Origin of the sequence: Paraburkholderia sp. J69-1 (genome assembly GCF_905220255.1) — a bacterium.
Taxonomy (GTDB): domain Bacteria; phylum Pseudomonadota; class Gammaproteobacteria; order Burkholderiales; family Burkholderiaceae; genus Paraburkholderia.
This window is the reverse complement of the sequence record NZ_CAJMZG010000009.1, coordinates 334368-357107: the sequence shown is the minus strand read 5'-3', so window position 1 is coordinate 357107 and position 22740 is coordinate 334368. Positions and strand designations below refer to the sequence as shown.

The following is a 22740-nucleotide window of genomic DNA, read 5'->3' as shown; positions in this document are numbered from 1 at the left end:
CGTGGGGGTCAATAGCCCACAGCAATCCATCGGACAGTGCAGGCCCCAGAGTAGCTAACGAGTACCTGAAACTGGCTGTTCGATACCCCATTTGTGTTGACATATCCGGTTGATCCCGCACTGTTCGACATCGTGGCGACGTGCTGGAATACAGACGTCGGGAAGGAGAGCGGGAAACTGATGGTCCGAAACGTATTAGCGACCCAGGACTGATCGGACAGGACGCCCCATTGCAGAATCAGCCCGCCGAGCCACGTCGGAAACGCGAGATAACCAGTTACGCCGAGCTGGATCGCGAAACCCGCGCGCAGCTTCTTCGGTGTGACGAACGTGGCGTCGTCGGTGCCCGCGTTGGTCTGTGTCTGTGTGGCAACTTTCGCGAGGCCAAACACGGTTTCGGTTGCCTGCTTCGCCCACGCGGCGAGCTTTTTCGGTGTGACGAACGTGGTGTCGTCGGTGCCCGCGTCGACGATCGCCTGAGTGGAAACCTTCGAGAGGCCGGCGACCGTTTCCGTCGCTGGCTTCGACCATGCGCCGAGCTTCTTCGGCGTGACGAACGTGGCATCGTCGGCGCCCGCGTCAACTTGCGCCTGCGTCGCCGCCTTCGCCGTGCCCTGAACGTTCTCGGTCGCCGCCCGGGTTGCGTTAGTCAGATCAGATTGCGTTTTCTCTACGGCGGCTTTCAGGTAGACCGTGCGGTTAGTGAGTTGCTTCAACGGAATGTTGTCGACACCATCCGGGCCGCCTTCAACCGGGTCAGATGTTTCGAACTGGCGAACGCCTTCGGCCCACTCGGCCGATTCGGTCAAATAGGTCATGCCTCAATGCTCCCTCTCGTGAACTGGCCGTCGTAGCGGCCCACGCCGTTGCGGCGCAGTGGTGCTGCGGTGTAATCGAGCCGGTACAGCTCGGATCGTTTCGGCGCGTACCGCTCCAGCACGGCCTTGAGCGTGTCGCCCTGATCGCGCGTAATGACCTGCGCGAGCTTGACGATGTACTGCGCCCATTGACCGTTCTCGCGACCATGCGCGTGGTCGCCGTTGTAGCGGGCCGAGCCGTCGCGGCGGCGCACATGGCGCCCTTCAATGATTTCGACTTCGCCAAAGCCAAGACGGCGAATGACTTCGCGCACGGCCCACGGCGTGCCGCGCTTCTGGTGGAGCTGAATTGCACCTTTGATGAGTGCGCGGCGCGCTTCGTCCGATTCGGCGAGTTCCCAGCCATCAACCGACACTTCGGCGGCGAGGTACGGCAGCAGCACGGCCGGGCAGGTGTCCGGGTTCCAGTATTCCCGGGCCATCGTCGGCAGGTTGTCGACGACCGCGAGCGCGGCGGCTGTGCGCTTCTCCAGCGTGGTCGCATTCGGCGGCAACAGGTCAGACATAGATGCCGCCGTATTCGATGACGATTTCGGTGCAGTACGAGGCCTGCGTCGCACCGATCGCAATGTCGCCGGCCGGCTCGATCAGCTCGGTTTTGGTCAGGCCTGCGGCCTGACACACGCCCTTGATGGCCGATTCGGCGACGCCCACGCCGAGGCGGCGAAGCTTGGCGGCGTAGGCCTGCGCGTTGAGCTTCGCCTGTGCGAGCAGCACGTCGGCGCCCACGGCCGAACGCGTGTAGCACTTCGCGTAAATGCGATAGCGAACGATTTCGGCAGAGGCAACGTCAACCGTGTCATTCATCGGCCGTTGATCTTCAGCGCTCAGGGCTTCGGCCACAGCCGCACAAAGATCGGCGTCAACCGTGCCGTCGCCGTCGCGCGCGAGCAGCGTCACGAGCACGTCGCCCGGTTGTGGGCGCGTGGCCGTGGCATCGAGCAGGCGGCCGTCGACGGCCAGCGCCTTCGATTCGTAGGCGGCCGCCGGCCCGGCGACGCTGAAGCCCTGCGGCGCGAGCTGCACGCGCAGGCGCAGATCGTCGTCGTCTTCGTCGACTTCGGTGATGTTGTTTGCGTCGTCGGCCGGCGTGACGATCAGGCGTTGAAGGCCGAACAGGGCCGCGCGTTGCGCTAAGTCGTTTCCTTTGGCAAAGGCGAGCATGATGGCGCGCACGGCGTCGTTGACGCGCTGGCGCCATACCAGCTCGCGATAACTGTTTTCCTGAAGCAGACGCGCGAGCGGTTCGGATTCGAGTTCGACGGTCTCGGCGATTTCCGCCTGTTCGTCGGCGGGCCAAAGCGACACGAGCGCGGCCTTGCGCTGGGCGTAGATCGTTTCGAAGTCGAGCAGTTCGAGCACGTCAGGCAGTGGCAGGCTCGCGAGGTCGATCAGGTTGGCGGTCGTCATGTAGCGCTCCCGTTCGTGAGGGGCACGCTCGTGCGCACGGCGTCGCCCGATTCGGTCGTGAAGCCTTCGAGGTCGATCACCTGTTCGCCGTCTTCGTCGACGGAAAGCTGCACGCGCTGGAGCGTCACGCGCGGCTCCCACTTCATCAATGCAGTGGCGACGGCCGCATAAAGGCGCGTGCGGGTCGCGCCGTTGAATGGGGCGTCGACAAGATCGGGCAGCTCGGACCCAAACGTGCGGCGCTGCACGCACGACACGAGCGGCGTCGTCAGAATTTTCGCGATCGACTGATAGAGATGCGTGAGGTCGACAATCGCACGGCCGGTGGTGGCGTTCATGCCTTTCATTGCGGGTCGCTCACGAGTTCGCCGTCGCCCTGTTCGCGGTGCGTGTGGCGCGGCAGGCTGATGCCTTTCGATTTCACTTCGCCATCGAAATCCGCGTCGCCCTTGATCTTCATGACGGCGCCGGCGCCCTCGCCGCTCGCGCCCGTCATGCCGGACTGGAATTCGAATGCGCCCTTGACGAGCATCGCGCCTGTTACGGTGGTTTGCTTCGCGTCGAGCGTGATGTCGTCGGCCTGCACGGTCGCGTTCTTCGTCTGCACGTTCACGGCGCCCGGCGCGACGATCAGCACGGTTGCGCCATCGGGCAGCGTGGCGGTGAGCGCGTGCGCGGCGTGGTCGTACTCGATCACGGCGTCGTCGGGATAGACGCGCAGGTGCTTGCCGGCGCTGGTGCTCGGTGCGGGGAAGTTTTCGGAGTTCAGACCGGCGAGCGCGACACCCTGCGCGGGGTCGCCCATCGGGCAAAAGAGAATGACCTGTTCGCCCTTCGTGGGCGGGTTCCATTCGCGTGTTGTGCCAGCGCGCAGCGAGAGAAACGGAATCCAGTTCGTTTGCAGGCCGGGATTGTCGGTATCGTCAGGATCGCCAACGCACACGCGGCACGTCGGCGGGTTGCTCGTGAGGTTGACGTCGAGCACCGATCCCTTGCGGATCAGGTTGACGATAAGGCGGCGGAATTCGTTGGCATCCATGCCGCCCATGTTGCCGGGCGAGCTCGCGCGAGGCGAGCGGTCAGATATGTGATCCGGCTGGGTACAAAGCTATGTTCGTGATGACTAGATGTACCGCGACGCAATCGATCCATTGCTGCCAGTGAGTCTATCATTGAGGCACGGCTGGATCTCTTTTATCGTGACCGCAGTTCGACTCACTGCTGCGGCGTGACCGCCTCTATCTCAACGGCTGCATTCCTGACCCGATTATCTCGGGATTTTTTTTGCGCTTGCTGAACGTTATCCATGCCTCGCACGACGAGGTATACACCCGCTGTAAGAATCGCTAGGTAGAACTCTGTGTGCTGATACGCCTGTGTTTCTGCATCAATTACTCGATAGCTGGCGACAATGACACCAACGGTGATTTCGGTCAACCCGTAGAGTAATCGCCACTTTGACCGTATATAAAACAGAAGAGCACCTGCGCCTAGCGTGATGAGTGCGGTGACAAGTGCGGTAGGGGTGTGGCCTGACAGGGGACTCTTAAGGTAGCGATAAAAATCTGAAATGCTTGCCCCTATCGTGTAATACATCGCGCCTGCGGCGATAACCTGCAAAATCGCCGATTGATATTTTATTAGATGCTGGACAAGACCAGAACCCTTCGAAAATTTCAGGCTTCCGTCGATCAAGCTGACAATCGTGAATGGAACCAGTAGCAAAGCTGCCAGGGCGATAGAGTATGCCAATGCACTGATGAAGGGGCGGTTCAGTGCAAATACGTCAATCGGAAGAAAGACAACGATGGAAAAGATCAACATGGTGACCCCCCGCGCCTGATAGTCTTCTTCGCGGTCGTACCTTATACGCTCAATTAATTCTTTTGGTGTCATTTTTCACCTGTGTAGCGGTTCAATCTGCGAGCCGACATTCTACCGATCTGCTAATTCAAAATCATCCAGGATGATCACCGTCATAGGTACGGTTGCTGGCGATTCTATGTGGTGTTCTGACAGTATTCTTTGGGCGCATCTAGCCACCCTGTATGTCGCCACATCGGATATGAAAAATGCATCGATTACCTCCATTTCAGCTACACGTTAGCAATGTGATGCAGAAGCTGATCGCGGATCAGTTCGCGATCGGCATCGGTGAATCCGAGCAATCGGCGGGCGGGATATTGGGCGTTGGGGCCGCCCGGTGAAACGGGCGCCAGCTCGCCGAGCTGGTGAACGCGGGCGATGCGAGCCACGCGTCCTGTGAACCCGAGAGCCAGGCCATCCGGTGTGGCTTCGACCGTGAGGTAACGCGCGGTGCGCAGCCTGGCGAACATCGCCGCATGCTTGATGCGGCCACTCTTGCCGCGAAGGTTCTTCGCTGGCTTCGCCTTGCGAGCCGTGTAAGCCGTCCCGTCCGGGTTCTGCTGCGAGGCAATGCGGGTTTGCTGGCTACGGCGTAGATCGCGCGCAACGGCTGTCATGACCTTGCGGCGTGCCGGCGGCGCGAGCTGCGTGAGCAGCGCAGTCGCCCACGTTTCGAGCGCGCGCAGATCGTGCATCATGGTGTGGCCGCAGTCTTTGCTGCGTCGGCCGCGTTAGCCGTCAGGTAGATCCCGGCCGGCATCTGCGAGTCGTCGACGTGTGCAATGTTGCGCTTGCCGTCAGCGCCCTGCTTGACGATGACGCTTTCCGTCAGCGCGAGCTTGATCGACACGTCGGACAGCGCATTGTCGAGAATGTCGATTTCGAACGTGATGCCGCGCTCGCGCTCATCCGTATTCGAGGTCAGGTCATTCTGGAACTGGCGAACCCATTCGACGATCGCAATGAACAGCAGATCGGCATCGCCTGCAAAGTCGAGCACGTGGATGTTCAGCGTATAGCTGTAATCGAACGACGGCGTGCGCGCGCTGGTTGACGCAATCGACCCAGCATCAATGTAGACGGTGAGCTTTTCCGGGTTCGTCGCCAGATCGGGCAGCGCCGCGACGATCGCGGTGCGCAGGCTCGCTGGCTTAATCATGGCCGCCCTTCTCGGCCTGCGCAGTTTCCGCGTCGATCTTCGCCTGCACCTTCGCCTGACAGTCAACGATCATGTCGACCTTGGCGGCACACATGGCCCACGCGCCCCTGGCCGTTTCGAGGGCGCCGCGCAGCGCGCCGTTAGTCGTCGGCGCCATCGCGGGCAGTGTGCAGCGCGATATCGTCTGACACTCCTGCACGGTAAGCGTCGGCGCCGGTTGCGGCGGCGCTACGTGACAGGCGCACAACGTCGTCAGGCAAAGGAGTATCGGCCCACGTGCGAACGATCGGATTTTCATTGATGACCTTTCGGATTTCCTGACGCGCGGCCGCGAGCTTGGTCGCTACGGTGCCCGTCGACGTGTCGAGCTGCTTCTGTTGACCCGCCTTCTCACTCGCGTTTTTACGCAGGCCGTCGATTGTCTTGTCCCGGCCCGCGATCGCAGTGCGGGCGTCGTCGAGCTGGTGCGTCGTGTCGGCCAGGTCGGCGCGCAGTGCGCGGACATACACCACGCCTCCCACCAGCACTGCGCCAGCGACTGCGCACGCAATGAGTTTCGCGAGAAGCGGATTCATGCGGCCGCCTTCGCGGGTTCGTTGTATTTTTCGAAGGCGCGGGCGAGCTTCACGTCGTACAGATTGCGCGCGTAGTCGCCGCCGTTGTAGCCCTTTGCGAAGGTCGCCCACCTGCGCGCCTTGAGCGCCGCGACGAGGCCTGCGTCGGCCGCCACGTAGCGCACGAAGGCGTCGAGCTGGTCGGCTTCGCCGTTCTCCATGCGGCTCACGAAATCGTCGACGCTGGCATAGCCCAGGCGTTCCCAATGCTCGCCCATGACCTGAAACGCGCCCCAGCTCGCCGACTCATACGCGGCGGCCGGGTCGATCAGCTCGGCCGTTGCCAGCCGCGCGTATTCAGCCGCGCCGCCCTGATAGCCGCCGTAGACTTCGGCGACGATGTTCGGGTATTTCGCCGCGAGCGGCGTCGGATCGATACCGCGCGCCTTCAGCCGTCGCCAGAAGACGTGGCGCTCGAAAAGGATGATCGGCCGGCCGCCTAGCAGGAAGCCCGAACCCTTCGATTCAACTTCGTTGACGGCCCGCACGCAGGCGATCGGCACGCCGAGCGTGTCGGCCGCGCGCACGAGGTCGGCGTCGGTCAGGTGCTTCGGATCGCGCTGGCCGGTCGCGAGCGCCGAGAGCGTTTTCGGCCCGGCGATGCCGTCGACAACGAGGCCCGTTTTCGTCTGGATGTCTTCGATCGCCGCTTCGGTGGCGGCGTCATAGACGTGCGAGATATCGAGCGTGTAGCCCGCGCGTTTCAGGCGTGATTGCAGCACGCCCACGTCGGCGCCGTGGTCGCCGAGCACATGGGTTTTCATCGGGGTTCACTCCGCAGAAGCCGCGCCACGTTGCCGCGCGACGTGAATACAAACAGGGCCAGCAAAACCGCCTTGCCCGCTTCGAACAGGCCCACGTCACGTGCATGGAGCGCGAGTTCGATCGACGAGCCGCCAAGCACCACAACGAGCAACCATGCGACCCACGAGACGTGATGACGATGCCGTGCGCCATTGCGGCGATACAGCAGCAGGCACGCGACGGCCGCGAGCTGCGCAGCGAGCGCGATCAGGGCGAGCGTGATGTGCATGTCACTCCCCTTTCTTCAGGAACGCCAGCAGGTCCACGCTTTTCACGCGCTCGATCAGTTGCAGCGTCACGGTGATGACAAGCGCGGCCGCGAAGAACGCGGCGACGCCGGTCGAGTGGACCGGTGTTGCATTGACGATTTCCGGCGCAGCGATGTAGCCCATCACGAGCGAGATCAGCAGGTACGCGAGACGCCGGAAAACGCCGAGGTCTTTGGACGTGACGACGACGAGCGCGGCGCCCGTGAATGCCCCGATCAGGGCATTGCCGTCGATGCCAGGGGCAAGCCCGGCAATGCCGAGCGCGGCGGCGGCGAGTACGGCAGTGGTGTTCGGTTCGGCCATGCGTGCGGCTCCGGTTCAGTCAAACAGTTGCAATAGCGTCGAGCTGGTTTGCACCTTGTCGAAATAGGGCAGATCGACAAGCGTGCCGATCGGCAGCACGACGCCCAGATCGGCGAGGCCGTCATTGGCTTCAAGCACGGCTTCGACCGTGCCGTCCGTGCGGCCGTAGTAGCGCCAGCAGATTGCATCGACCGTATCGCCCTGACGTGCGGGAATCTTCATCAGATCAGCTCTACGGTCGTGCGGCGTCGGCCGCAGATATCGGCGATTGCGATGCGCACATTGCGGCGCGCTTCGCAGATCGTCGCTTCGAGTTCTTCGGCCTTCTGGCCGCCTGACTTCGTGGTGTCAAGGCCGCGATACTGTTCAGTCAGATCGGCGCGCACGAGATTGAAGACAGCGCGCCGGTAGCGGATCACGTGCGTGCTTTCGCCGCCGAGCTGTGGCGCCGTGACATCGGCGAGGCTCGCGCATCCGGCGTCAATCTGCTTGAGTTGCCATGAGCGCAGCTCGGCATTGCAGCTCGCCATTGCGTCGAGCGTGGCCGGGCGCAGGCGCGCGTCAGTCACATTCCCGTCGAGCTTCATCTGTTCGCGCAATGCGCCGAGTTCGATGTCGGGAAACCAGCCGTCGTTTTTCAACGTATCGGCGGCCGTCGGCTTCGTGGCTACGGTGTTTGCGGTGGCGAGAAAGCTACTCATGTCAGGACGTGCAAGCCGTGGAATAGGTGGCGGTGGACCGGCGTTCGAATCCCGTTTCCGTCAGGTGTTGGGAATGAACGCCGGTGCCGCCATTGCCGGGGGGGCTCTTTACGTGCGGGCAGCCTTGCGGCGGCCGTCCGCATCGCCCAGCATCTTTTCGAGCCGGGCAATGTTCTGTTTCACGCCAGCGCGTGCGTCGAGCTGGAGCGCGGTTTGCAGGTTCTGCATGGCCTGACTCGCTCGCGCCCAGTCGTGTGCGTCGTCGAGCTGGTCGTCGCGAATCAGCTTGATCGCTGCGAGGCCGAGCGCCTTGTGCAGCTTCGCGCGAATCTGGTCGTGCATATCCGCGTTCCCGGTCAGCTCGCGCACTTCGTTGAGCTGGTCAGGGTCGAACGTGCCGCCGTCGCGTAGCGCCGTCAGCGCCGCGTCGGCAAATTCTTCGGCGACAGCGGCGGCCGTCGACCGTTCGTATCGCGCTGGCAACGTGAGGCCGTGCAGCAGTGCGTAACGCGCGATATCGAGCGCGCCTGCGTAGTCGCTGGCGTCGATACGCCAGATCATGACCGTGGCGAGCACGTCGTCTTGCCCGCCGCGCCCGCCTTTGAGCGCGCCGCTCACATAATCGGCGTATTCGGGCAGCACTTCGCGCTTGACTTCAATTTTGCGAGCGACGGACTGAATCGCATGCAGGCGGCGAATGTCGACAAGCAGCTTCGCAAGCATCAGCTCGTAATGACTGGCGCCTGCGAGCGATTCGCCGGGGGCCGCCGAGGCGGCCGCCCGCTCCGCGCGCACACGTGCCTGATGTCGGCGTGCGGGGGTCGTCATGGTCAGGCCGCCGCCTTGGCGATTTCGATGTTCTCCACAACCGCGCCGCAGCCGAAATCTTCGATGACATAGGCGTCGTTGCTCGATTCGAAGTTCTCCACCTGATCGCGGCGCGGGTTGTCGATGATCGAGCGACGGCGGCCGCCGTTCTGGTAGTAGATCGACAGGTTGTCGAGGCGCGTAATCAGCATCTTGTCGGCGGGCACAAAAGGCGCGCTTACGGCCTGCTTGCCGCCGATACGCTTGCCGCTCACCACCAGATCGAGCGCGGCCTGTTCGGTCGCGACGTTGGCGGTGCTCACGAGCGGAAAATACTTGTCGTGCAGCAGCGCACTGCCGAGCACCACTACGACAGACGGATCGTCGCGATACCACTCATCGAGCAGTTGCAGCGCGTCGAGCACGAGCGCATCGAGGTTTTCATAATCGGCGCCCTTGCCGACCGTGACTTTTCCCGAATCCTTCACGCCTTCGTGCAGCACGCGATCAGCAGCATTCTCGCGATACTTCTGGAGCCAGCCCTTGTTCACATCCTGCAACAGCGGGTTTTTCGCACGGTCGGAAGTCGCGGCACGGCTCGTGCCGTTAAAACCGACGCAGATGCGATCGAGCGCGGTGCGCGTCAAAATCGCGTCGCGGATCAGCGTCTGGAAATCCGGCTTGTGCGCCCATGCGTCGAGGCGCCCATACGACAGTGCCGTGTCGAAATTCGTCTGCGAGCAGAAGTAGCCGCTGCCGTCGAGGTTCGACGGGTCGAACGGAACGCGATCTTTCGTGCTCGTGTCGGTCGTGCTCGCGATCGGGCCGCCGATGCCGAGGCCGATTTTCTGCCCGGCCTGCGCGTCAACACCGATCACGTTAATGCGCTTGAGGAATTCGCTCGACGCCTGAATGCGGGCTTCGAGCGTCTGCTGCACGGACGGGTCGACCGTGAATTTCACAGCAGCATTCGGCACATGGTTGAGCTTCGCGATGTCGCCAACGTAGGCGTCGAACTTCGCGCGGGTTTCGTTGCGCATGAGGGTGATTCTCCGATTCGTTGAGGGTGTGCAGACGGGGTGCGGTTAGCAGTCGGTTTTGTGGCCGTCGTGCGCACCCGTTGCCGTCGGTCGTGCGGTGCCGCCCGGTTGCGTCGAGAGGGTTTGCGTCAGCTCGGCGAGCTTTTTCGCCGTCTCGGCGTGTGCCTCGCGTTCGGTCTTCAGCTCGCCTTGCAACTGCGTGAGCTGGTTGGCGAACGTTTCGGCGCGCTCGGCCTGTTCGCGGGAAAACGTGGCGAGCATTTCGACAGCCTGCGTCACGTCGCCGAATCGCTTGTCGTCGCTGGCGCCCTTCTCTTTCACGAGTCCGAGGATTGCGCCCACGCGCTTGAACAGCGCCACGCCAGCGTCGATCGGCGTTTGCGTCGCGGCTTCGAATTCGAAGGTGGTTTCCTCGCTGGCAGTGAAGACATTGCCGGGGGCCTGTTTGCGTGCAGTCAGCGGATTGTGTTCGCCCTGCTTCGACGCAAACGACAGCATTTCGGTGCCGAGGCTCGCGGGGCTATCCGTCACCGCGAGGCCGATCAGATAGGCCTGTTTCGTGTCGGCGAAAGATGGGTTCACTTCGATCGACGTGTACACCTTTTGCCCCGCTTTCACGAGGTCGGTAAGCGCCTGCGTCGGTGCAATCTGCGCATACAGCGCGAGCTTGCCCTTGAGCGGGCCGTCGGCGATTTCTTCCGCCGACAACCCGATCACGTCGCCGTAGGAACCGAAGCGGCTCGAAGGGTCGCCGGTGCCGGTCATTGGCACATAGCCGCGAATGTGCTCGCAGTTCACGCGAGCGCCGTAAAACTCCGGGTTGTACTGCCCGGCCATCTGCTGAATCCAGACGCGTTCGATGTTGCGGCCGTCCGTCGTCGCCCCTTCGACAGCGACGCGGAATTTCTTCGACGTGATGGCATGATCGCCGCCCGTCGCCGCAATCTGGCCCATGCCGAGCACGCCAGCCGCAGCCGAACCGGCGACGCCCAGCATGTCGACGCCGTGCGCGCCGGTCGCAATCACGTTCGACGCTGCATGTGCGTCGATTGCGAAAACCGCAGCGATCGAACCGATGGCGGCAGCGATGAACGACAGGTTGCGCTTTCGCATCGACAGGCTTCGCTTTTGCATCGTTTGCACTCCGAACAGGTGGCTTGGGTTTATTTGATTCGTAAATCGTGTAACTGAATGTTGCCGTTGATGGCGAGCGGCGGCAATCGGTTGAAAACGTGACGCGTCCGGGTACAAATCGAACTGCTGCGCGCGCGCGCGTTGGCCGGGTACGCTTCGGCCATGCTCGAAATCACGGACAACCCGACTACGACCGCAGACCCACGAAAGGCTGCACGCGCGCTCTACTGGCAAGGCTGGCGCGTGTCGTCGATCGCGCGTCATCTGAACCTGAACCGGTCGACCGTCGAGACGTGGAAGCAGCGTGAGAATTGGGACAAGACTTCGCCCATAGACACGATCGAGTTGACGACCGAAATGCGCGTCAATGCGCTGATCGCGAAAGAGAAGAAAGAGCCAGGCGATTACAAGGAAATCGACCTGCTGATGCGCCAGCTCGAACGCGTGGCGCGCGTGCGCAAGTACAGCGAGACGGGCAAGGAATCGGATCTAAATCCGAACATCGAGGCGCGTAATGCCGCGCCAAAGAAAAAGGCGTCACGCAACGAGTTCAGCGACGAACAGGTCGCGCGTCTGCACGAGGCGTTTCTCGATTGCCAGTTCGATTATCAAAAGGTCTGGTATCGCAACGGCCACCATCGCACGCGCAATATTCTGAAATCGCGGCAGATCGGCGCGACGTTTTATTTCGCACGTGAGGCGCTTGACGACGCACTGCAAACCGGCCGGAACCAGATTTTTCTTTCCGCGAGCAAGGCGCAGGCGCACGTATTCAAGCAGTACATTGCGCAGTTCGCACGCGAAGCCGTCGACGTGGATTTGACGGGCGATCCGATCGTGTTGCCGAACGAGGCGACGCTCTACTTTCTCGGCACGAACGCGCGCACGGCACAGAGCTATCACGGCAACCTGTACGTCGACGAATATTTCTGGATCGCCCGCTTCAAGGAGCTTCAGAAAGTCGCGTCAGGCATGGCAATGCACAAGAAATGGCGCGAGACGTACTTTTCGACGCCTTCGAGCCTCGCGCATCAGGCCTACACGTTCTGGAACGGCGAGCATATCAATCGCGGCCGCGCGAAGGCCGATCACGTTCACTTCGAGGTCACGCACGAGGCGCTTGCGCGCGGCCGACTTTGCGAAGACGGCCAGTGGCGCCAGATCGTCACGGTTGAGGATGCGGTGCGCGGTGGCTGTTCGCTCTTTGACCTTGAGGAGCTGCGGCGCAAGTACAGCCCCGAGGATTTCGCCAACCTGCTGATGTGCCAGTTTATCGACGACAGCGCATCCGTTTTCACGCTGGCGAATCTTCAGCGCTGCATGGTGGACTCGTGGGAAATCTGGACGGATTTCGAGCCGCTATTGCTGCGTCCGTTCGGTTTTCGCGGCGTGTGGGTCGGTTACGACCCGGCGCTCACGGGCGACAGCGCAGCGCTCGCGGTCGTCGCACCGCCCGTGGTGCCGGGCGGCCCGCTGCGCGTGCTGGAAAAGCACCAGTTCCGCGGCATGGACTTCGAAGCGCAAGCGGCAAAGATCAAGGACATCACGCAGCGTTACGCCGTCACGTACATGGCGATCGACACCACGGGCATGGGGCAAGGCGTCTATCAGCTCGTGAAACAGTTCTACCCCGGTGCCGTCGCGCTCAACTACTCGCCAGAGGTCAAGTCGATGCTGGTGCTCAAAGGTATGTCCGTCGTGAATGGTGCGCGCCTGCAATTCGATGCGGGTTGGACCGACATGGCCGCTGCCTTCATGGCGATCAAAAAGACCGTTACGGCGAGCGGCCGGCAAGTCACCTACAAGGCCGGACGCAGCGAGGAAACGGGACACGCTGATCTTGCTTGGGCCGTGCTGCACGCAATTTCAAACGAGCCGCTGGAAGGCATGGCGGCCCGCACTTCAGGATTTATGGAGATTTCCGCATGAAAGCGAGACACCGCCGCGCGCCGCAGCGCGCACCGTTCGAACAGGCGGCCGCGCCCGTCGCCGCGAGCACCAGCGCCGCCGGTGCGACTGCGTTCACGTTTGGCGAGCCGACGCCGGTTATGAACCGCATGGAGTTGCTCGATTACGCCGAGCTGGTGAGCTACAACGGCTTGTATGAACCGCCGATCAGTTGGAACGGGCTTGCGAAGTCGTTCAGGGCAGGCACGCATCACGCGTCCGCGCTTTACTTCAAACGCAACGTGCTCGCGTCGACGTTTATCCCGCACAGGCTGCTTTCGCGCGACACATTCCGGCGCTGGGCGCTCGACTTCCTGATGTTCGGCAATGGCTACGTGGAGCGCCAGAAAAACCGGCTCGGCAATACGCTGAAATTCGAAGCGGCGCCCGGCAAGTACATGCGCCGCAGCGTCGATATGACGAGCTACGCACAGACAGACGGCTGGAAGGTGGTGCATGAGTTCGACGCTGGCTCTGTGCATCACCTGATCGAGCCTGACGTGAATCAGGAGGTCTACGGCCTGCCGGAATACCTCGGCGCCCTGCACGCCGCCTGGCTGAATGAGTCGTCGACGCTGTTCCGCCGTCGCTACTACGAGAACGGGAGTCACGCGGGCTTCATCCTGTACCTGACGGACGCCGCGCAGAGTCAGGATGATGTCGACGCGTTGCGTGATGCCCTCAAAAGCGCCAAAGGGCCGGGCAATTTTCGGAACCTGTTCTATTACGCGCCGAACGGCAAAAAGGACGGGCTTCAGCTCATCCCGGTGTCCGAGGTTGCCGCGAAAGACGAGTTTTTCAACATCAAAAACATCACCCGCGACGACCTTTTGGCCGCACATCGCGTGCCGCCGCAGTTGCTCGGCATCGTGCCGAGCAATACGGGCGGGTTCGGCGCGGCCGACACGGCGGCGAAGGTGTTCGGGCGCAACGAAATCACCCCGCTGCAGACGCAATTTCTCGCGTTCAACGAATGGGCGGGCGACGAAATCGTGCGCTTCGCGCCGTACAGCATTGATCCCGTCGCCGTATCTGATGAAACGGAAGGGATTTCGGGCCGCGCGGCCTGATTTCCCGAAAAATGGGTGCTCCGGCGCCGAAGGCAGCCGCTCGCTGCGTCATAGGCGCATTTCTGTGCGTCTACGTGCGTTAACGGCAATCCCCTAAAAACTGGCGCCGCCCCACTGGTGGCGGGGCTTCCCGGTCAGTCGCGATCTGCATCAAAACCGCACTTTTTGAAGCGCGCAGGCGGGGAGGGGGACTGCGGTTTTTGGTCCCGCTGCCTTGCGCGCCCCAACCATTCACTGGCCGTCACTCGCTTTATACGACCTAGCGGCTCTGCGCCCAGCCTTAGCCGCATCAACCGGGACCTTAGATTAGGTACCCAGATGTGCGCCGAACTTCGTCCGGCGCTTGTTCTGTGCGGACATTGACCGTGCGCGGGTGTCAAGGTCTTCGATACATCAACGGTTACTTCTTGATAGTTGAACTATGCCGCTCACATCGAATGTAGCCAATTTGAAATAAAAAACCGCCGCGCATCACTACGCCGGCGGTTCTCAGGAAAGCAGCAATAGAGGTCGTGCATTTAGGTAGAAAATATACCATCGGTCTATTGCTGCAGCAAAAAACAATTTAAATATAAATTACAATTTCTTCAATATCGATTCCAGCTGAAGAGTCTCTTCATTTACATTAAGATATTGCTGGTATGCATTTTTTGCGTCATTAATTAATTGCTCATACGTTATAATTCTTCCATTTACGGCAGCCAATGCTTCTCTATCTGACTCGGAAAACCCGTTGGGGCGCTTTGCCAGCAAAAGATAAATATCGAGCGGGGGAATCGGCTTATTCGGTTCCTTATTTTCATAATAAGCCTCGATCGCTCGCTTATATTTTCTAACTTGCGCAAACAAGTCGTCGAAATCCAAAGAAGTTTTGGTCGGTTTCTTTAGCTCAACGACGACATGACGCCCCGAGCTCGCTCGGTATGAAATATCCAAACGCGCACCACTGGAGTCGGGATGCTTCTCTTTTAGCTCCTTTGTTAACGTTTTTTCCATTTCCGCTCGTCCCGTAACACGATCCCAAGTCGGATCAAGCAGCCAAAGGTGCTCGAAAAGATATTTGTGGGCTACCTTTTCTAGTGTGTCTGGGTCAGAAGAAATTTCCGCAAATTTTTTGATTACTTCAAGTCGTTGCCTCGTAATTTCAGCATATGAAGACTCCTCGACTTGGTCCAGCGTCGCAAAAATCGCCGCAAATTCTGCACCCAAGACATTCGTGACGGATGCTAATTTATCTAGTTGATTTCTAAGTCTAAGTTTCTCAAACCCAATAATCGCGCCACGATAGAGAACTTTTTTCGCCTCATCGTTTTTCACTGGATCTGAGTGCACAACGGCATTCTTGATTGAAGCCATTAGTTTATTGGCAGCCTTTTTATCACGCCTGTCAGCCAACGTTTCGATCCACTCTAGAACCGCTGCATTTTGCGGGTCTGTACCATCGAGTCCCAATGCAATCCGCCACTCATCCCATTTCGGACCGATTGAATCAAGAATTGTACGGACAAAACCTAGGAGTGCTTTGTATTTTGGATCATCTTTCTTGATTGCTTCCCGGCTTGCGGTTGCGCGATCGGTATCATCATCATCCAGGAAATCCGCATGGATTTCGCCAACCAGATAGTTTTGATAGACTTTTGCGCTGTTTGCCTCGGGCAAGACATCTTCCGCAAATACTCGCCCGTTCGCAAAAATGGATAGCATATTGGCGCTATCCTCTTTCGCGCCAAGTTGTCGAGGCAAGAACACACTTGCGACGTAGCCTTTGACAGTGAATTCTTGACTCCCAAAAGAAACTAAATTGGGAAGTCTCTCGATGCACGGTACTTTTTCGGCTCCCTCTTCATCAGTCAGCGGTAGGTTACTGATGTTCTTTGCCAGCTGACGAACTGCGTCTCCACTCGCATCATCGAAGGTCCACAAAAATTGAACGTGTTGATAAAATCCGCGATCTGATTTAGTAATTTCCTTTTTATTAAGGAAAACATTGAAATCATTTCCGTCATCAAGCACACTAAATCGTCGCGCCAATTTGACGCGCAGAAAAGCTTCCGTCGTATCTAGACCCGTCAGCACTTGTTGAAGCTCGATACGTGTGCCATGTCCCATTTTGAATGGTTTTGGATCGAACTCCAGTAGAGGGTATGGCTTATTATCCTCAAGGCTCTTTTTGAATTCTGGAACGTTAACTTCAAATCCGACGATTTCACTATCTCTTGCCTGAGATGAAATCTCTACCCGGTCGGCAAGTGCGAATATTGCAAGCTTCCCGATGCCTTTCCGCCCCATTACTCTTCGGAGGCCTGAGTCACTGAAATATTTGTTCTTTGAGTGAACTCGACGCGAGTAACCGACCTTAAGAAACTTACTCTTAATGTCATGCGCAGTCATTCCGTGACCATCATCTTCGATAGTAATGGTCCGTTTAGCAGGGTCAACAGTAATTTCTACGTTTTTTGCATCTGCATCCCAAGCGTTCGCTACTAGCTCGGTAAGCGCTGCAGGCGTCGAGCTGTACAGCCCGACACCTAAATGGTTGATCACATTGACGTCAACGTTAAATTGAAAATTATGCTTCCCCACTATTTCCCCGTTTAATGTATTTTGCATGTTTAGAGATTGACATACCAATCGCGTAACCCAGATCGACGGGCACCGCATTCCCTATAAGTCGGCCTAGTGTAGACATTTTTATCTCCTCACCTGATTTGACAAATTTATAGTTATCTGGAAACGATTGGAGAATCGCGGCTTCCCGCAGGGTAATGGCACGGTCTTGCACTGGATGGCCAAACCTCCCTGTGCCAAAGTTGAAACACTGGGTAGTCATCGTCGGCGCAGGCTTATCCCATTCCATGCGCGCATAAACACTCTTGAAGCTTTGACCATTGGCACGCTGATGACACGGCGCCCTTAGGGCTACAGGCCAATCATGCCATGTGCCGCCTGGTTTTGACGCTTTGATTCTGGCTAAATTGACGGCTGTGAGCGAGCGTGCTTTATGCAGCAAATCGGTCGCGTCTGATTCTCCCGCTTTAAGTTTCGGAAGACCCGCGATCGCAGATCGAACTGTCTTCGTTTCGCAACCGAGCTCTTCCGGCGAAAGCAGGCGAACATTACCATGCTTAGATGCGATCAACACGAGGCGCTTGCGTCGTTGTGGAACACCGTAGTCAGCAGCATTTACGATCTGGTGAGTAACAAAATACCCACTGCGACGTAGTACGCTTAGAAAGTCATCGAAGATGGACTGTGTCCGAAGTGCTGGCACGTTTTCCATCGTTACAAAATCTGGCTGAATATCCCGGACCAATCGGCCGAAGTGGCTCAAAAGCGGCCATTTGTCGCTCTTCTCGCGTTCGGTGCCGTTGCGAAGGGTCGAGAAAGGTTGGCACGGTGCGCAACCGGCCAGCAGCGAATAGCGCCCTTCGTTGAAGAAGGCTTCAACATCACCCGATGCAACCTTTGAAACATCCTTACGGATGAACTTTCCTTTTCCCAAATTAGCATCGTACGGGTATTCACATGCAGGATCAAAGTCCACGCCAGCCCGGACGGTAATCCCCGCCTTCTTAAGTCCAAACGACAGTCCGCCGGCGCCACAGAAAAGATCTACAGCGTCTATTTTCATATTAGTTCTTGACAAAATCTTGCTCGCGCGATCCTACCACGCTATCCGGCCGCCCCACGGCTACCGGTCCGAGGAAATTCCGAAGTGTGTTTGATATGCAATCTGCATTGACCAAAGCACACTGCCATAGCACAAGAACGTCCCAGCCATCGCTACGAAGCTCTGCTTCGACGCGTTGGTCGCGCTCTTTATTTCGCTCAAGTTTCGCGTGCCAAAACTCGACGTTGGACTTAGGTAGACGGCCGAGCTTGCAATCGTGCCCGTGCCAGAAACATCCGTGCACAAAGATAACCTTCTTACGGCGGGTGAAAACAATGTCAGGTCGACCAGGGAGGTTCGGATGATGAACAACGTATCGGTAACCCATTGCATGTAGAAGCCTTCTCACAGCCATTTCGGGTGCGGTATTGGCGCGCTTCACGCGTTTCATGAGTTCACTACGACCTGTAGCATCCTGGGTCATCGTCTTTCTCCGCATCTCGCAAACACGTAATCTGACAACGCCCTAGGTTGGAGCTGAAGTGTTTCGTCAGCTCAATACTTGCCCTCAGTCGGAATCAAGAAATCGCGCCATTGCGAGATTGATCGCTGCAGCGCGTGAAATTCCGAGTTTGGCGGCGCGCGCGTCAAGTCGTTTCAGCAACGTTCCATCAACGCCAAGGCTGATTACGTCCTTTCGGCGCCGCGCCGGTTCGGCTGCCTGCTCGTACGCTCCGTCTGGCGCGCGTGAGATGAATCTATCCGCGCTTCGTGCGCCGCCGGCCGCCGGCCGCTTCGTGATCGTCATACCTTCCCCTTTCGATATCATGTCGATATCAAGTCGATATTTTACATGATATTGACTCGACATCGAGTCGCCGGCTCATCAACGACAGGCTAAACGCGAAATATTGCTGTTGTATTCCTGTCTGTTTCGGCGCACGCCAGGGCGTCGCGGCATTTCTTCGACGTGCAGCCCTGCGCCGCTCGCGTTCGCATAGACCTTGCGGCGGCCGAGGCGATACGGCAGTAGCTCGACCTGTTTGAAATCCGCTATGGCGGCCGCCGCGTCGCGACTGTCGGCGCCATTGGCGTCTGCTGAATTGAGGAAGGCGTAGGCTTTCAGGTCGTGAACGGCGCGCGCCTCATCGACGAGCTGCACCATGTCTTGCATCGCCCACACGTCGAACGTGCGCGGCAGGCAGGGAATCACGACAGCATCGCAGACGGTCAGTGCTGCGCGCAGTGCTCTCGAATCGCGACCGCCCGCGTCGATCACGACGAAATCGTATGCGCCGCGCTGCTGGAGTACCTGGGCGCGCAGCGTGGCGCCGTTAGCGTAGGCCGCGCGGCGATCGGCGCCCGTCCGCTTTGAGCCCGCGTGTTGATCGCGGTCACGCTCGTTTCCTGCCGGTCGCCGTTGACCAGCCACACGCGCGCGCCTTCGCGCGCGAGCCTGATCTCGAACTGCAACGAGCTCGTCGATTTGCCCGTGCCGCCCTTCGAATTTCCGACCACTACGATTTTTGCCATTTGCTCCCCCGAGCATTTTGAAACAGACTGCCGATATCGACTTGATAGCGGCCTGATTGCAATGAAACGGCCCGCCTATTCGTCGAACTGGAGCTCGCCCGTATCGCGCCGCTCGCGGCGCGGTATCGGCGTCTCAGGCGGATACATATCGAGCTGCGTGCGGTACGTGTGGCCGCATGTCACGTCATCGCACTGGAAATCGAGCAGCCACGACGTTCGCGAGACCTTTTCAATCGACCGCGCGATGCCGCGCGCGCCGCAGTGCGGGCATTTGATGGTGAACCTCATGCCGCCCTCGCGAGTGCGACGGTCGTGCGCGCGTTGACGCTGCCGCGCAGCATCGGCGACGGCCGCACTTCGAGCGCAATATCGGCGCGCGGTTTCGCCGACGCCGACAGCGAGTACAGGATTTCGAATCCGGCGGGCGTGCGATAGCCGCAGTCGTCGCAGACGAAGTACATACGGCGCATCGTGTCGGACAGGCCTTCGGTGTGCCGCGCGTCGATTTCGCCGTCGCAGCAAGGACAATCGATTTTCATGGTCGTCATTCCGGTCTCCGGTCAGTACGAATAGCGCCGCCCCCGGCGAAATTCAGGGCCGCGCCGTCGAAATCGGGTTCGATCGGCGCGCCCGCGTGGTGTTTGAATACCGGCTCTGCGGCCGGTCGCGTACAGTTATTCACACGAGTCCGAGGCGCGCGCTGCGCGCGCTCGAAACCCGCAGCCTCCGCGCGCGTTGCTGCGCGAACGACTTCCCATCGAAAGCGTTTCGAGTCGATCGTGACCGTGCGCGGCAAAACGTCGATCCAGTTGCCAATTGCGTCGCGCACCTTTGCGACTTCGAAATATTCAATGCCAACGGGTTTGGCGGCCGACTCTTCGCCGTAGGCCGTGCGCGAGCCATCGCGGAATGTCGCGAGGCGCACCAGGTAGCCACGCCCGCAATGCACGCCGCCCTGCGCGTTGACGTAGTGATCCCATGCGACAGACGCGTTATCGCGCCCTTCGATCTTCGCAACGCGATTCACGGCGTTATGTGCCGCCCGCACATGGGCAGGCGCATCGGCCGGAACGGATTCGACGCGGCGCAGCTCGCGCCATACCGTGACAGGCGGGCCGCCAATCTGCTGGAACTGGCGAATGCGCCAGCGCGACGCCCACGCTTCCACGCGCGCCGACGTTTCCAGCGCATCGTTTCCGATCAGATCCTTGTCGAGCTTGTAACCGTCGATGTTCTTCGCGACGTACTTCGCGATATAGGCGGCGGCCGTGCCAAGTGCGGCGTCCATCCGCTTGAAGTCGCAGCGTTTCTCCTGCGCACCGGCTTCGTCGCCGTCCATTTCGAGCGCGTAGCGGCGAACCGTCGATTCGACGGTCTTATCGTGCTCAGGCGCGTAGAACACGAGCAGGTGCCAGTGCGGCGTGCCGTCGTGCTGCGGCTCGGCAATGCGAAAGCCGTACAACGAGATTCCGCGGCGTGCGAGCGCTGCGCGGATACGTGCCCAGATGCCTCGCAGATAAACCTGCGCTTCGTCTGGCTTCGTGCCGTCGTAGTTTTTGTTGCGGATAGCCTTTTCGCGGCCTTTAGGCCCGACCATCTTGAACGCGTGCATCTTCGACGGGCACGTGATGGTCAGAAAGAGGCCCGCATGTGCCGAGGCCACTGCGATGCGCTCGAATCCTGCGATGCGCGTCATCAGCTCAGCCCGGCGGACGGACTTGTTTGCCGGGCCTTTCGCCGACAGTTCGGCAAGCGTGAATTCCTGGTCGGTATCGAGGTTGTGCGCGATCGTGGTTTCGAGCATCGCGGCGTTGCGGGCGTTTTGCGCATCGCGCGCCGCGAGGCCTTCATTGGACACGTACACGTCGCGCATGCGGTTCACCAGACCGAAATCGATAGCGGCAGCCTCAACCGCGCGCGCATGAGCGCGGCGCATGCGCATCGTCCACCACTTCGGCGCGATCATGCGGCGCACGGCGCCTGCATCCGTAATGCGGCCCGTGGCGGGCAGGACGCCGCGCGAGATGCAGAAGCCGGCGAGTACCGCACGCGCCTCCAGCATTTCCAGCGACGCCAGCTCAAGCGCAGTGACGCCCGCCGCGCGTGCGGCGCAGCGCCCTGCTTCCTGCCATGCCTCAATCGAGAGCAGACGCGTGCGCGCCTGTTCCGAGCATTCGCGTGCATGGGCGATTACGTCATGGTCGGCCGCATCGAGCGGCAGTTCGTCACTAACCGCGTGGCCCGCGAGCGCGGTGACCGTTTCGCGCAGGTCAATGTTCGCGAATCGCTGCGCGTCGTTTTCGGCCGTGGCTTTCTTCGGGTTGAATGACGCGCGGCGACGATCCCATTCGCGCATCATGTTCGCCTGCCAGCGACGCGGAAACGGCGCAACGAGGCCAGCGGCCCATACTTCGTTAGCGCCCGACATTACGCGAAGCCCCGCACCGTGCGGGAGATTGCAGCCCAATAAGCGTCAGGCGTCACATTCAGCCGACGCTGCGGCTTGTCTTGCTCCGCGACGTGCGTGGCTTTCGCTGTGGTGAGAATGGACTTGATGCGGGACAGCTCCGCGTCGCCGCGCGCTGTTGCACGGATATGCGCGACGCTGGGCGCCGTCTGCGGCTTGAACGACAGGTGCGAATCGCCTGCATAGCCGATATCGCCATCATCTACGCGATAACCGATTTCCCCGAAAGCGGCTGATATGCGCATAGCGATCACGCGCCGAGCCAGTAGAAAAATCGGTCGAGCGCGCGAGCTACGCGTGAGGGGCGGCGATGAAATGGCCCTTCGATGGTATAGCCGCCAAGCGAGGCCGGATGAACCGGCGCGACGGTCTTCAAAGAGGGACTGCGACGGTTTCGAATCGAGGCGATCGAGCCCTGTTTGCGTGACGCGAATCGTTGCGAACCCGTGAGACGTGTAACGGATTGTTGCTGTGAAACCTGCATTTTCCGACCCCCTGCTCAACCCCGAGTGCGATGTTTGAAAAAACATCGCCCCGGCGGCCGGGTAGCAAATCCAGCACTGACGGGGTTGAGAGCCAGTTGCCGAGGCGACAGCCGGATCATATTGCAAGAAGCTTGCACTATGCAAGACCCTTGCAATTGCAAGTTTCATGCATGTTGCACTAGCAAGGCGCTTGCAGTACCTTTGCAGCGGGTTGAATCAAAAGGGGTTTTTCAAATGAAGAACTGCGATCACTACCTTGATCTTGCGAAGATCAAGCGCGATCTGCCGTCCGACTACGCACTCGCCAAATTGCTTGGCGTGAGCCCGTCCGGCATCACCAACTATCGGAAAGGTCGTAGTCATTTCGACGACACCATGGCGATCAAGATCGCCTACCTGTGTGAGATCGAACCGGCGGAAATTCTTTTCGCGATGCAAGTTGAGCGTGCGAAAAGTGACGAAACACGAGCCGTTTGGTCTGGCCTTCTGGAAAAATTTTCCAAGGGTTTTCGCCTGCTGGCGCTACCCGCTAACGCTTGTGGGGCTTGGTTCCCACAGGTGTAACGCCAGCTAAGTTAGCCGCTTCAAAAGACTAGTTTTAAGATTATGTTAAATTATGGGTGACGCCAAAAAACTAAAACAA

29 protein-coding genes and 1 pseudogene are annotated in these 22740 nt (G+C 59.7%); 3 read left to right on the top strand and 27 right to left on the bottom strand.

Features of this window, described 5'->3' with window-relative positions; translation table 11 throughout:
* Positions 1 to 8: 8 nt before the first annotated feature.
* From U5A67_RS19010 to U5A67_RS18925, 18 genes are all read right to left on the bottom strand, one after another.
* Positions 9 to 818 carry a gp53-like domain-containing protein gene (locus U5A67_RS19010; RefSeq protein WP_321815692.1) on the bottom strand — a complete coding sequence of 270 codons (810 nt, stop codon included), beginning with the start codon at positions 816 to 818 and terminating at the stop codon, positions 9 to 11.
* On the bottom strand, positions 815 to 1384 hold the full coding sequence (locus tag U5A67_RS19005; protein WP_321815691.1) for a phage tail protein I: 570 nt from the start codon (positions 1382 to 1384) through the stop codon (positions 815 to 817). The genes U5A67_RS19010 and U5A67_RS19005 overlap by 4 nt, the downstream gene beginning before the upstream one ends.
* On the bottom strand, positions 1377 to 2288 hold the full coding sequence (locus U5A67_RS19000; RefSeq protein ID WP_321815690.1) for a baseplate J/gp47 family protein: 912 nt from the start codon (positions 2286 to 2288) through the stop codon (positions 1377 to 1379). Before U5A67_RS19000 ends, U5A67_RS19005 begins: the two co-directional genes overlap by 8 nt.
* A complete protein-coding gene (locus U5A67_RS18995) occupies positions 2285 to 2635 on the bottom strand; it encodes a GPW/gp25 family protein (protein WP_321815689.1) in 351 nt (116 codons plus the stop codon). Before U5A67_RS18995 ends, U5A67_RS19000 begins: the two co-directional genes overlap by 4 nt.
* Positions 2632 to 3327, bottom strand: coding sequence for a phage baseplate assembly protein V (locus U5A67_RS18990; protein WP_321815688.1), 696 nt, complete (start codon positions 3325 to 3327; stop codon positions 2632 to 2634). The genes U5A67_RS18995 and U5A67_RS18990 overlap by 4 nt, the downstream gene beginning before the upstream one ends.
* 176 nt (positions 3328 to 3503) lie before the next feature.
* Positions 3504 to 4184 (bottom strand): hypothetical protein, encoded by a 681-nt coding sequence (locus tag U5A67_RS18985; RefSeq protein ID WP_321815687.1) that lies wholly within the window; start codon positions 4182 to 4184, stop codon positions 3504 to 3506.
* Between the two features lie 200 nt (positions 4185 to 4384).
* Positions 4385 to 4852: a phage virion morphogenesis protein gene (locus U5A67_RS18980; RefSeq protein ID WP_321815686.1), complete on the bottom strand. Its 468-nt coding sequence runs from the start codon at positions 4850 to 4852 to the stop codon at positions 4385 to 4387.
* A complete protein-coding gene (locus U5A67_RS18975; RefSeq protein WP_321815685.1) occupies positions 4849 to 5313 on the bottom strand; it encodes a phage tail protein in 465 nt (154 codons plus the stop codon). The genes U5A67_RS18980 and U5A67_RS18975 overlap by 4 nt, the downstream gene beginning before the upstream one ends.
* The gene (gene lysC / locus U5A67_RS18970; RefSeq protein ID WP_321815684.1) at positions 5306 to 5560 is read right to left on the bottom strand and encodes an Rz1-like lysis system protein LysC; all 255 of its coding nucleotides are present in this window, start codon (positions 5558 to 5560) and stop codon (positions 5306 to 5308) included. Before lysC ends, U5A67_RS18975 begins: the two co-directional genes overlap by 8 nt.
* Complete coding sequence (lysB, locus tag U5A67_RS18965; RefSeq protein WP_321815683.1) at positions 5454 to 5888, bottom strand: Rz-like lysis system protein LysB; 435 nt, start codon at positions 5886 to 5888, stop codon at positions 5454 to 5456. The genes lysC and lysB overlap by 107 nt, the downstream gene beginning before the upstream one ends.
* Entirely contained in the window at positions 5885 to 6691 is an 807-nt protein-coding gene (locus U5A67_RS18960; protein WP_321815682.1) for an N-acetylmuramidase family protein, read from the bottom strand. Before U5A67_RS18960 ends, lysB begins: the two co-directional genes overlap by 4 nt.
* On the bottom strand, positions 6688 to 6960 hold the full coding sequence (locus U5A67_RS18955; protein ID WP_321815681.1) for a phage holin family protein: 273 nt from the start codon (positions 6958 to 6960) through the stop codon (positions 6688 to 6690). The genes U5A67_RS18960 and U5A67_RS18955 overlap by 4 nt, the downstream gene beginning before the upstream one ends.
* A 1-nt stretch (position 6961) precedes the next feature.
* Entirely contained in the window at positions 6962 to 7303 is a 342-nt protein-coding gene (locus tag U5A67_RS18950; RefSeq protein ID WP_321815680.1) for a putative holin, read from the bottom strand.
* 15 nt (positions 7304 to 7318) lie between these two features.
* On the bottom strand, positions 7319 to 7525 hold the full coding sequence (locus tag U5A67_RS18945) for a tail protein X (RefSeq protein ID WP_321815679.1): 207 nt from the start codon (positions 7523 to 7525) through the stop codon (positions 7319 to 7321).
* Positions 7525 to 8004 carry a head completion/stabilization protein gene (locus U5A67_RS18940; RefSeq protein WP_321815678.1) on the bottom strand — a complete coding sequence of 160 codons (480 nt, stop codon included), beginning with the start codon at positions 8002 to 8004 and terminating at the stop codon, positions 7525 to 7527. Before U5A67_RS18940 ends, U5A67_RS18945 begins: the two co-directional genes overlap by 1 nt.
* A gap of 108 nt (positions 8005 to 8112) precedes the next feature.
* Complete coding sequence (gpM, locus tag U5A67_RS18935; RefSeq protein WP_321815726.1) at positions 8113 to 8838, bottom strand: phage terminase small subunit; 726 nt, start codon at positions 8836 to 8838, stop codon at positions 8113 to 8115.
* Positions 8835 to 9851: a phage major capsid protein, P2 family gene (locus U5A67_RS18930; RefSeq protein ID WP_321815677.1), complete on the bottom strand. Its 1017-nt coding sequence runs from the start codon at positions 9849 to 9851 to the stop codon at positions 8835 to 8837. Before U5A67_RS18930 ends, gpM begins: the two co-directional genes overlap by 4 nt.
* Positions 9852 to 9896: 45 nt before the next feature.
* Positions 9897 to 10985, bottom strand: coding sequence for a GPO family capsid scaffolding protein (locus U5A67_RS18925; RefSeq protein WP_321815676.1), 1089 nt, complete (start codon positions 10983 to 10985; stop codon positions 9897 to 9899).
* Between the two features lie 162 nt (positions 10986 to 11147).
* Between U5A67_RS18925 and U5A67_RS18920 the strand changes: the two genes are divergently transcribed.
* Both U5A67_RS18920 and U5A67_RS18915 read left to right on the top strand, forming a co-directional pair.
* On the top strand, positions 11148 to 12914 hold the full coding sequence (locus tag U5A67_RS18920; protein WP_321815675.1) for a terminase ATPase subunit family protein: 1767 nt from the start codon (positions 11148 to 11150) through the stop codon (positions 12912 to 12914).
* Positions 12911 to 14002 carry a phage portal protein gene (locus tag U5A67_RS18915; RefSeq protein ID WP_321815674.1) on the top strand — a complete coding sequence of 364 codons (1092 nt, stop codon included), beginning with the start codon at positions 12911 to 12913 and terminating at the stop codon, positions 14000 to 14002. The genes U5A67_RS18920 and U5A67_RS18915 overlap by 4 nt, the downstream gene beginning before the upstream one ends.
* A 576-nt stretch (positions 14003 to 14578) precedes the next feature.
* Here U5A67_RS18915 and U5A67_RS18910 read toward each other — a convergent pair.
* The 9 genes and pseudogenes from U5A67_RS18910 to U5A67_RS18865 all read right to left on the bottom strand — a co-directional run bounded on the left by U5A67_RS18910 (position 14579) and on the right by U5A67_RS18865 (position 21866).
* Positions 14579 to 16612 carry an ATP-binding protein gene (locus U5A67_RS18910; RefSeq protein ID WP_321815673.1) on the bottom strand — a complete coding sequence of 678 codons (2034 nt, stop codon included), beginning with the start codon at positions 16610 to 16612 and terminating at the stop codon, positions 14579 to 14581.
* Positions 16572 to 17633: a DNA cytosine methyltransferase gene (locus U5A67_RS18905; RefSeq protein WP_321815672.1), complete on the bottom strand. Its 1062-nt coding sequence runs from the start codon at positions 17631 to 17633 to the stop codon at positions 16572 to 16574. Before U5A67_RS18905 ends, U5A67_RS18910 begins: the two co-directional genes overlap by 41 nt.
* Position 17634: 1 nt before the next feature.
* Positions 17635 to 18096, bottom strand: a complete 462-nt coding sequence (locus tag U5A67_RS18900; protein ID WP_321815671.1) for a very short patch repair endonuclease — start codon at positions 18094 to 18096, stop codon at positions 17635 to 17637.
* An 84-nt stretch (positions 18097 to 18180) separates the two neighbouring features.
* On the bottom strand, positions 18181 to 18420 hold the full coding sequence (locus U5A67_RS18895; RefSeq protein ID WP_321815670.1) for a hypothetical protein: 240 nt from the start codon (positions 18418 to 18420) through the stop codon (positions 18181 to 18183).
* Between the two features lie 78 nt (positions 18421 to 18498).
* Positions 18499 to 19145, bottom strand: a pseudogene (locus U5A67_RS40725) (AAA family ATPase).
* A 75-nt stretch (positions 19146 to 19220) separates the two neighbouring features.
* Positions 19221 to 19433 (bottom strand): ogr/Delta-like zinc finger family protein, encoded by a 213-nt coding sequence (locus U5A67_RS18880; protein WP_321815668.1) that lies wholly within the window; start codon positions 19431 to 19433, stop codon positions 19221 to 19223.
* Positions 19430 to 19693 carry an ogr/Delta-like zinc finger family protein gene (locus U5A67_RS18875; protein ID WP_321815667.1) on the bottom strand — a complete coding sequence of 88 codons (264 nt, stop codon included), beginning with the start codon at positions 19691 to 19693 and terminating at the stop codon, positions 19430 to 19432. Before U5A67_RS18875 ends, U5A67_RS18880 begins: the two co-directional genes overlap by 4 nt.
* A complete protein-coding gene (locus U5A67_RS18870) occupies positions 19690 to 21573 on the bottom strand; it encodes a replication endonuclease (RefSeq protein ID WP_321815666.1) in 1884 nt (627 codons plus the stop codon). The genes U5A67_RS18875 and U5A67_RS18870 overlap by 4 nt, the downstream gene beginning before the upstream one ends.
* Positions 21573 to 21866 (bottom strand): hypothetical protein, encoded by a 294-nt coding sequence (locus tag U5A67_RS18865; protein WP_321815665.1) that lies wholly within the window; start codon positions 21864 to 21866, stop codon positions 21573 to 21575. Before U5A67_RS18865 ends, U5A67_RS18870 begins: the two co-directional genes overlap by 1 nt.
* A gap of 465 nt (positions 21867 to 22331) precedes the next feature.
* Between U5A67_RS18865 and U5A67_RS18860 the strand changes: the two genes are divergently transcribed.
* Positions 22332 to 22661, top strand: a complete 330-nt coding sequence (locus U5A67_RS18860; protein ID WP_321815664.1) for a helix-turn-helix domain-containing protein — start codon at positions 22332 to 22334, stop codon at positions 22659 to 22661.
* Positions 22662 to 22740: the final 79 nt, after the last annotated feature.

Bases quoted from the DNA above. Each gene is read 5' to 3' on its own strand.
- U5A67_RS18895 (WP_321815670.1), bottom strand. From the start codon at position 18,420: ATGACGATCACGAAGCGGCCGGCGGCCGGCGGCGCACGAAGCGCGGAT.
- U5A67_RS18945 (WP_321815679.1), bottom strand. From the start codon at position 7,525: ATGAAGATTCCCGCACGTCAGGGCGATACGGTCGATGCAATCTGCTGG.
- U5A67_RS18960 (WP_321815682.1), bottom strand. From the start codon at position 6,691: ATGAAAACCCATGTGCTCGGCGACCACGGCGCCGACGTGGGCGTGCTG.
- U5A67_RS18870 (WP_321815666.1), bottom strand. From the start codon at position 21,573: ATGTCGGGCGCTAACGAAGTATGGGCCGCTGGCCTCGTTGCGCCGTTT.
- U5A67_RS18980 (WP_321815686.1), bottom strand. From the start codon at position 4,852: ATGATGCACGATCTGCGCGCGCTCGAAACGTGGGCGACTGCGCTGCTC.
- U5A67_RS18915 (WP_321815674.1), top strand. From the start codon at position 12,911: ATGAAAGCGAGACACCGCCGCGCGCCGCAGCGCGCACCGTTCGAACAG.
- U5A67_RS18975 (WP_321815685.1), bottom strand. From the start codon at position 5,313: ATGATTAAGCCAGCGAGCCTGCGCACCGCGATCGTCGCGGCGCTGCCC.
- U5A67_RS18905 (WP_321815672.1), bottom strand. From the start codon at position 17,633: ATGAAAATAGACGCTGTAGATCTTTTCTGTGGCGCCGGCGGACTGTCG.
- U5A67_RS18880 (WP_321815668.1), bottom strand. From the start codon at position 19,433: ATGAGGTTCACCATCAAATGCCCGCACTGCGGCGCGCGCGGCATCGCG.
- U5A67_RS18910 (WP_321815673.1), bottom strand. From the start codon at position 16,612: ATGCAAAATACATTAAACGGGGAAATAGTGGGGAAGCATAATTTTCAA.
- U5A67_RS18955 (WP_321815681.1), bottom strand. From the start codon at position 6,960: ATGCACATCACGCTCGCCCTGATCGCGCTCGCTGCGCAGCTCGCGGCC.
- U5A67_RS18985 (WP_321815687.1), bottom strand. From the start codon at position 4,184: ATGACACCAAAAGAATTAATTGAGCGTATAAGGTACGACCGCGAAGAA.
- U5A67_RS18930 (WP_321815677.1), bottom strand. From the start codon at position 9,851: ATGCGCAACGAAACCCGCGCGAAGTTCGACGCCTACGTTGGCGACATC.
- U5A67_RS18990 (WP_321815688.1), bottom strand. From the start codon at position 3,327: ATGGATGCCAACGAATTCCGCCGCCTTATCGTCAACCTGATCCGCAAG.
- lysB (WP_321815683.1), bottom strand. From the start codon at position 5,888: ATGAATCCGCTTCTCGCGAAACTCATTGCGTGCGCAGTCGCTGGCGCA.
- U5A67_RS18900 (WP_321815671.1), bottom strand. From the start codon at position 18,096: ATGACCCAGGATGCTACAGGTCGTAGTGAACTCATGAAACGCGTGAAG.
- U5A67_RS19000 (WP_321815690.1), bottom strand. From the start codon at position 2,288: ATGACGACCGCCAACCTGATCGACCTCGCGAGCCTGCCACTGCCTGAC.
- U5A67_RS18995 (WP_321815689.1), bottom strand. From the start codon at position 2,635: ATGAAAGGCATGAACGCCACCACCGGCCGTGCGATTGTCGACCTCACG.
- U5A67_RS18875 (WP_321815667.1), bottom strand. From the start codon at position 19,693: ATGACGACCATGAAAATCGATTGTCCTTGCTGCGACGGCGAAATCGAC.
- U5A67_RS18860 (WP_321815664.1), top strand. From the start codon at position 22,332: ATGAAGAACTGCGATCACTACCTTGATCTTGCGAAGATCAAGCGCGAT.
- U5A67_RS18920 (WP_321815675.1), top strand. From the start codon at position 11,148: ATGCTCGAAATCACGGACAACCCGACTACGACCGCAGACCCACGAAAG.
- U5A67_RS18950 (WP_321815680.1), bottom strand. From the start codon at position 7,303: ATGGCCGAACCGAACACCACTGCCGTACTCGCCGCCGCCGCGCTCGGC.
- U5A67_RS18925 (WP_321815676.1), bottom strand. From the start codon at position 10,985: ATGCAAAAGCGAAGCCTGTCGATGCGAAAGCGCAACCTGTCGTTCATC.
- U5A67_RS18940 (WP_321815678.1), bottom strand. From the start codon at position 8,004: ATGAGTAGCTTTCTCGCCACCGCAAACACCGTAGCCACGAAGCCGACG.
- U5A67_RS19010 (WP_321815692.1), bottom strand. From the start codon at position 818: ATGACCTATTTGACCGAATCGGCCGAGTGGGCCGAAGGCGTTCGCCAG.
- U5A67_RS19005 (WP_321815691.1), bottom strand. From the start codon at position 1,384: ATGTCTGACCTGTTGCCGCCGAATGCGACCACGCTGGAGAAGCGCACA.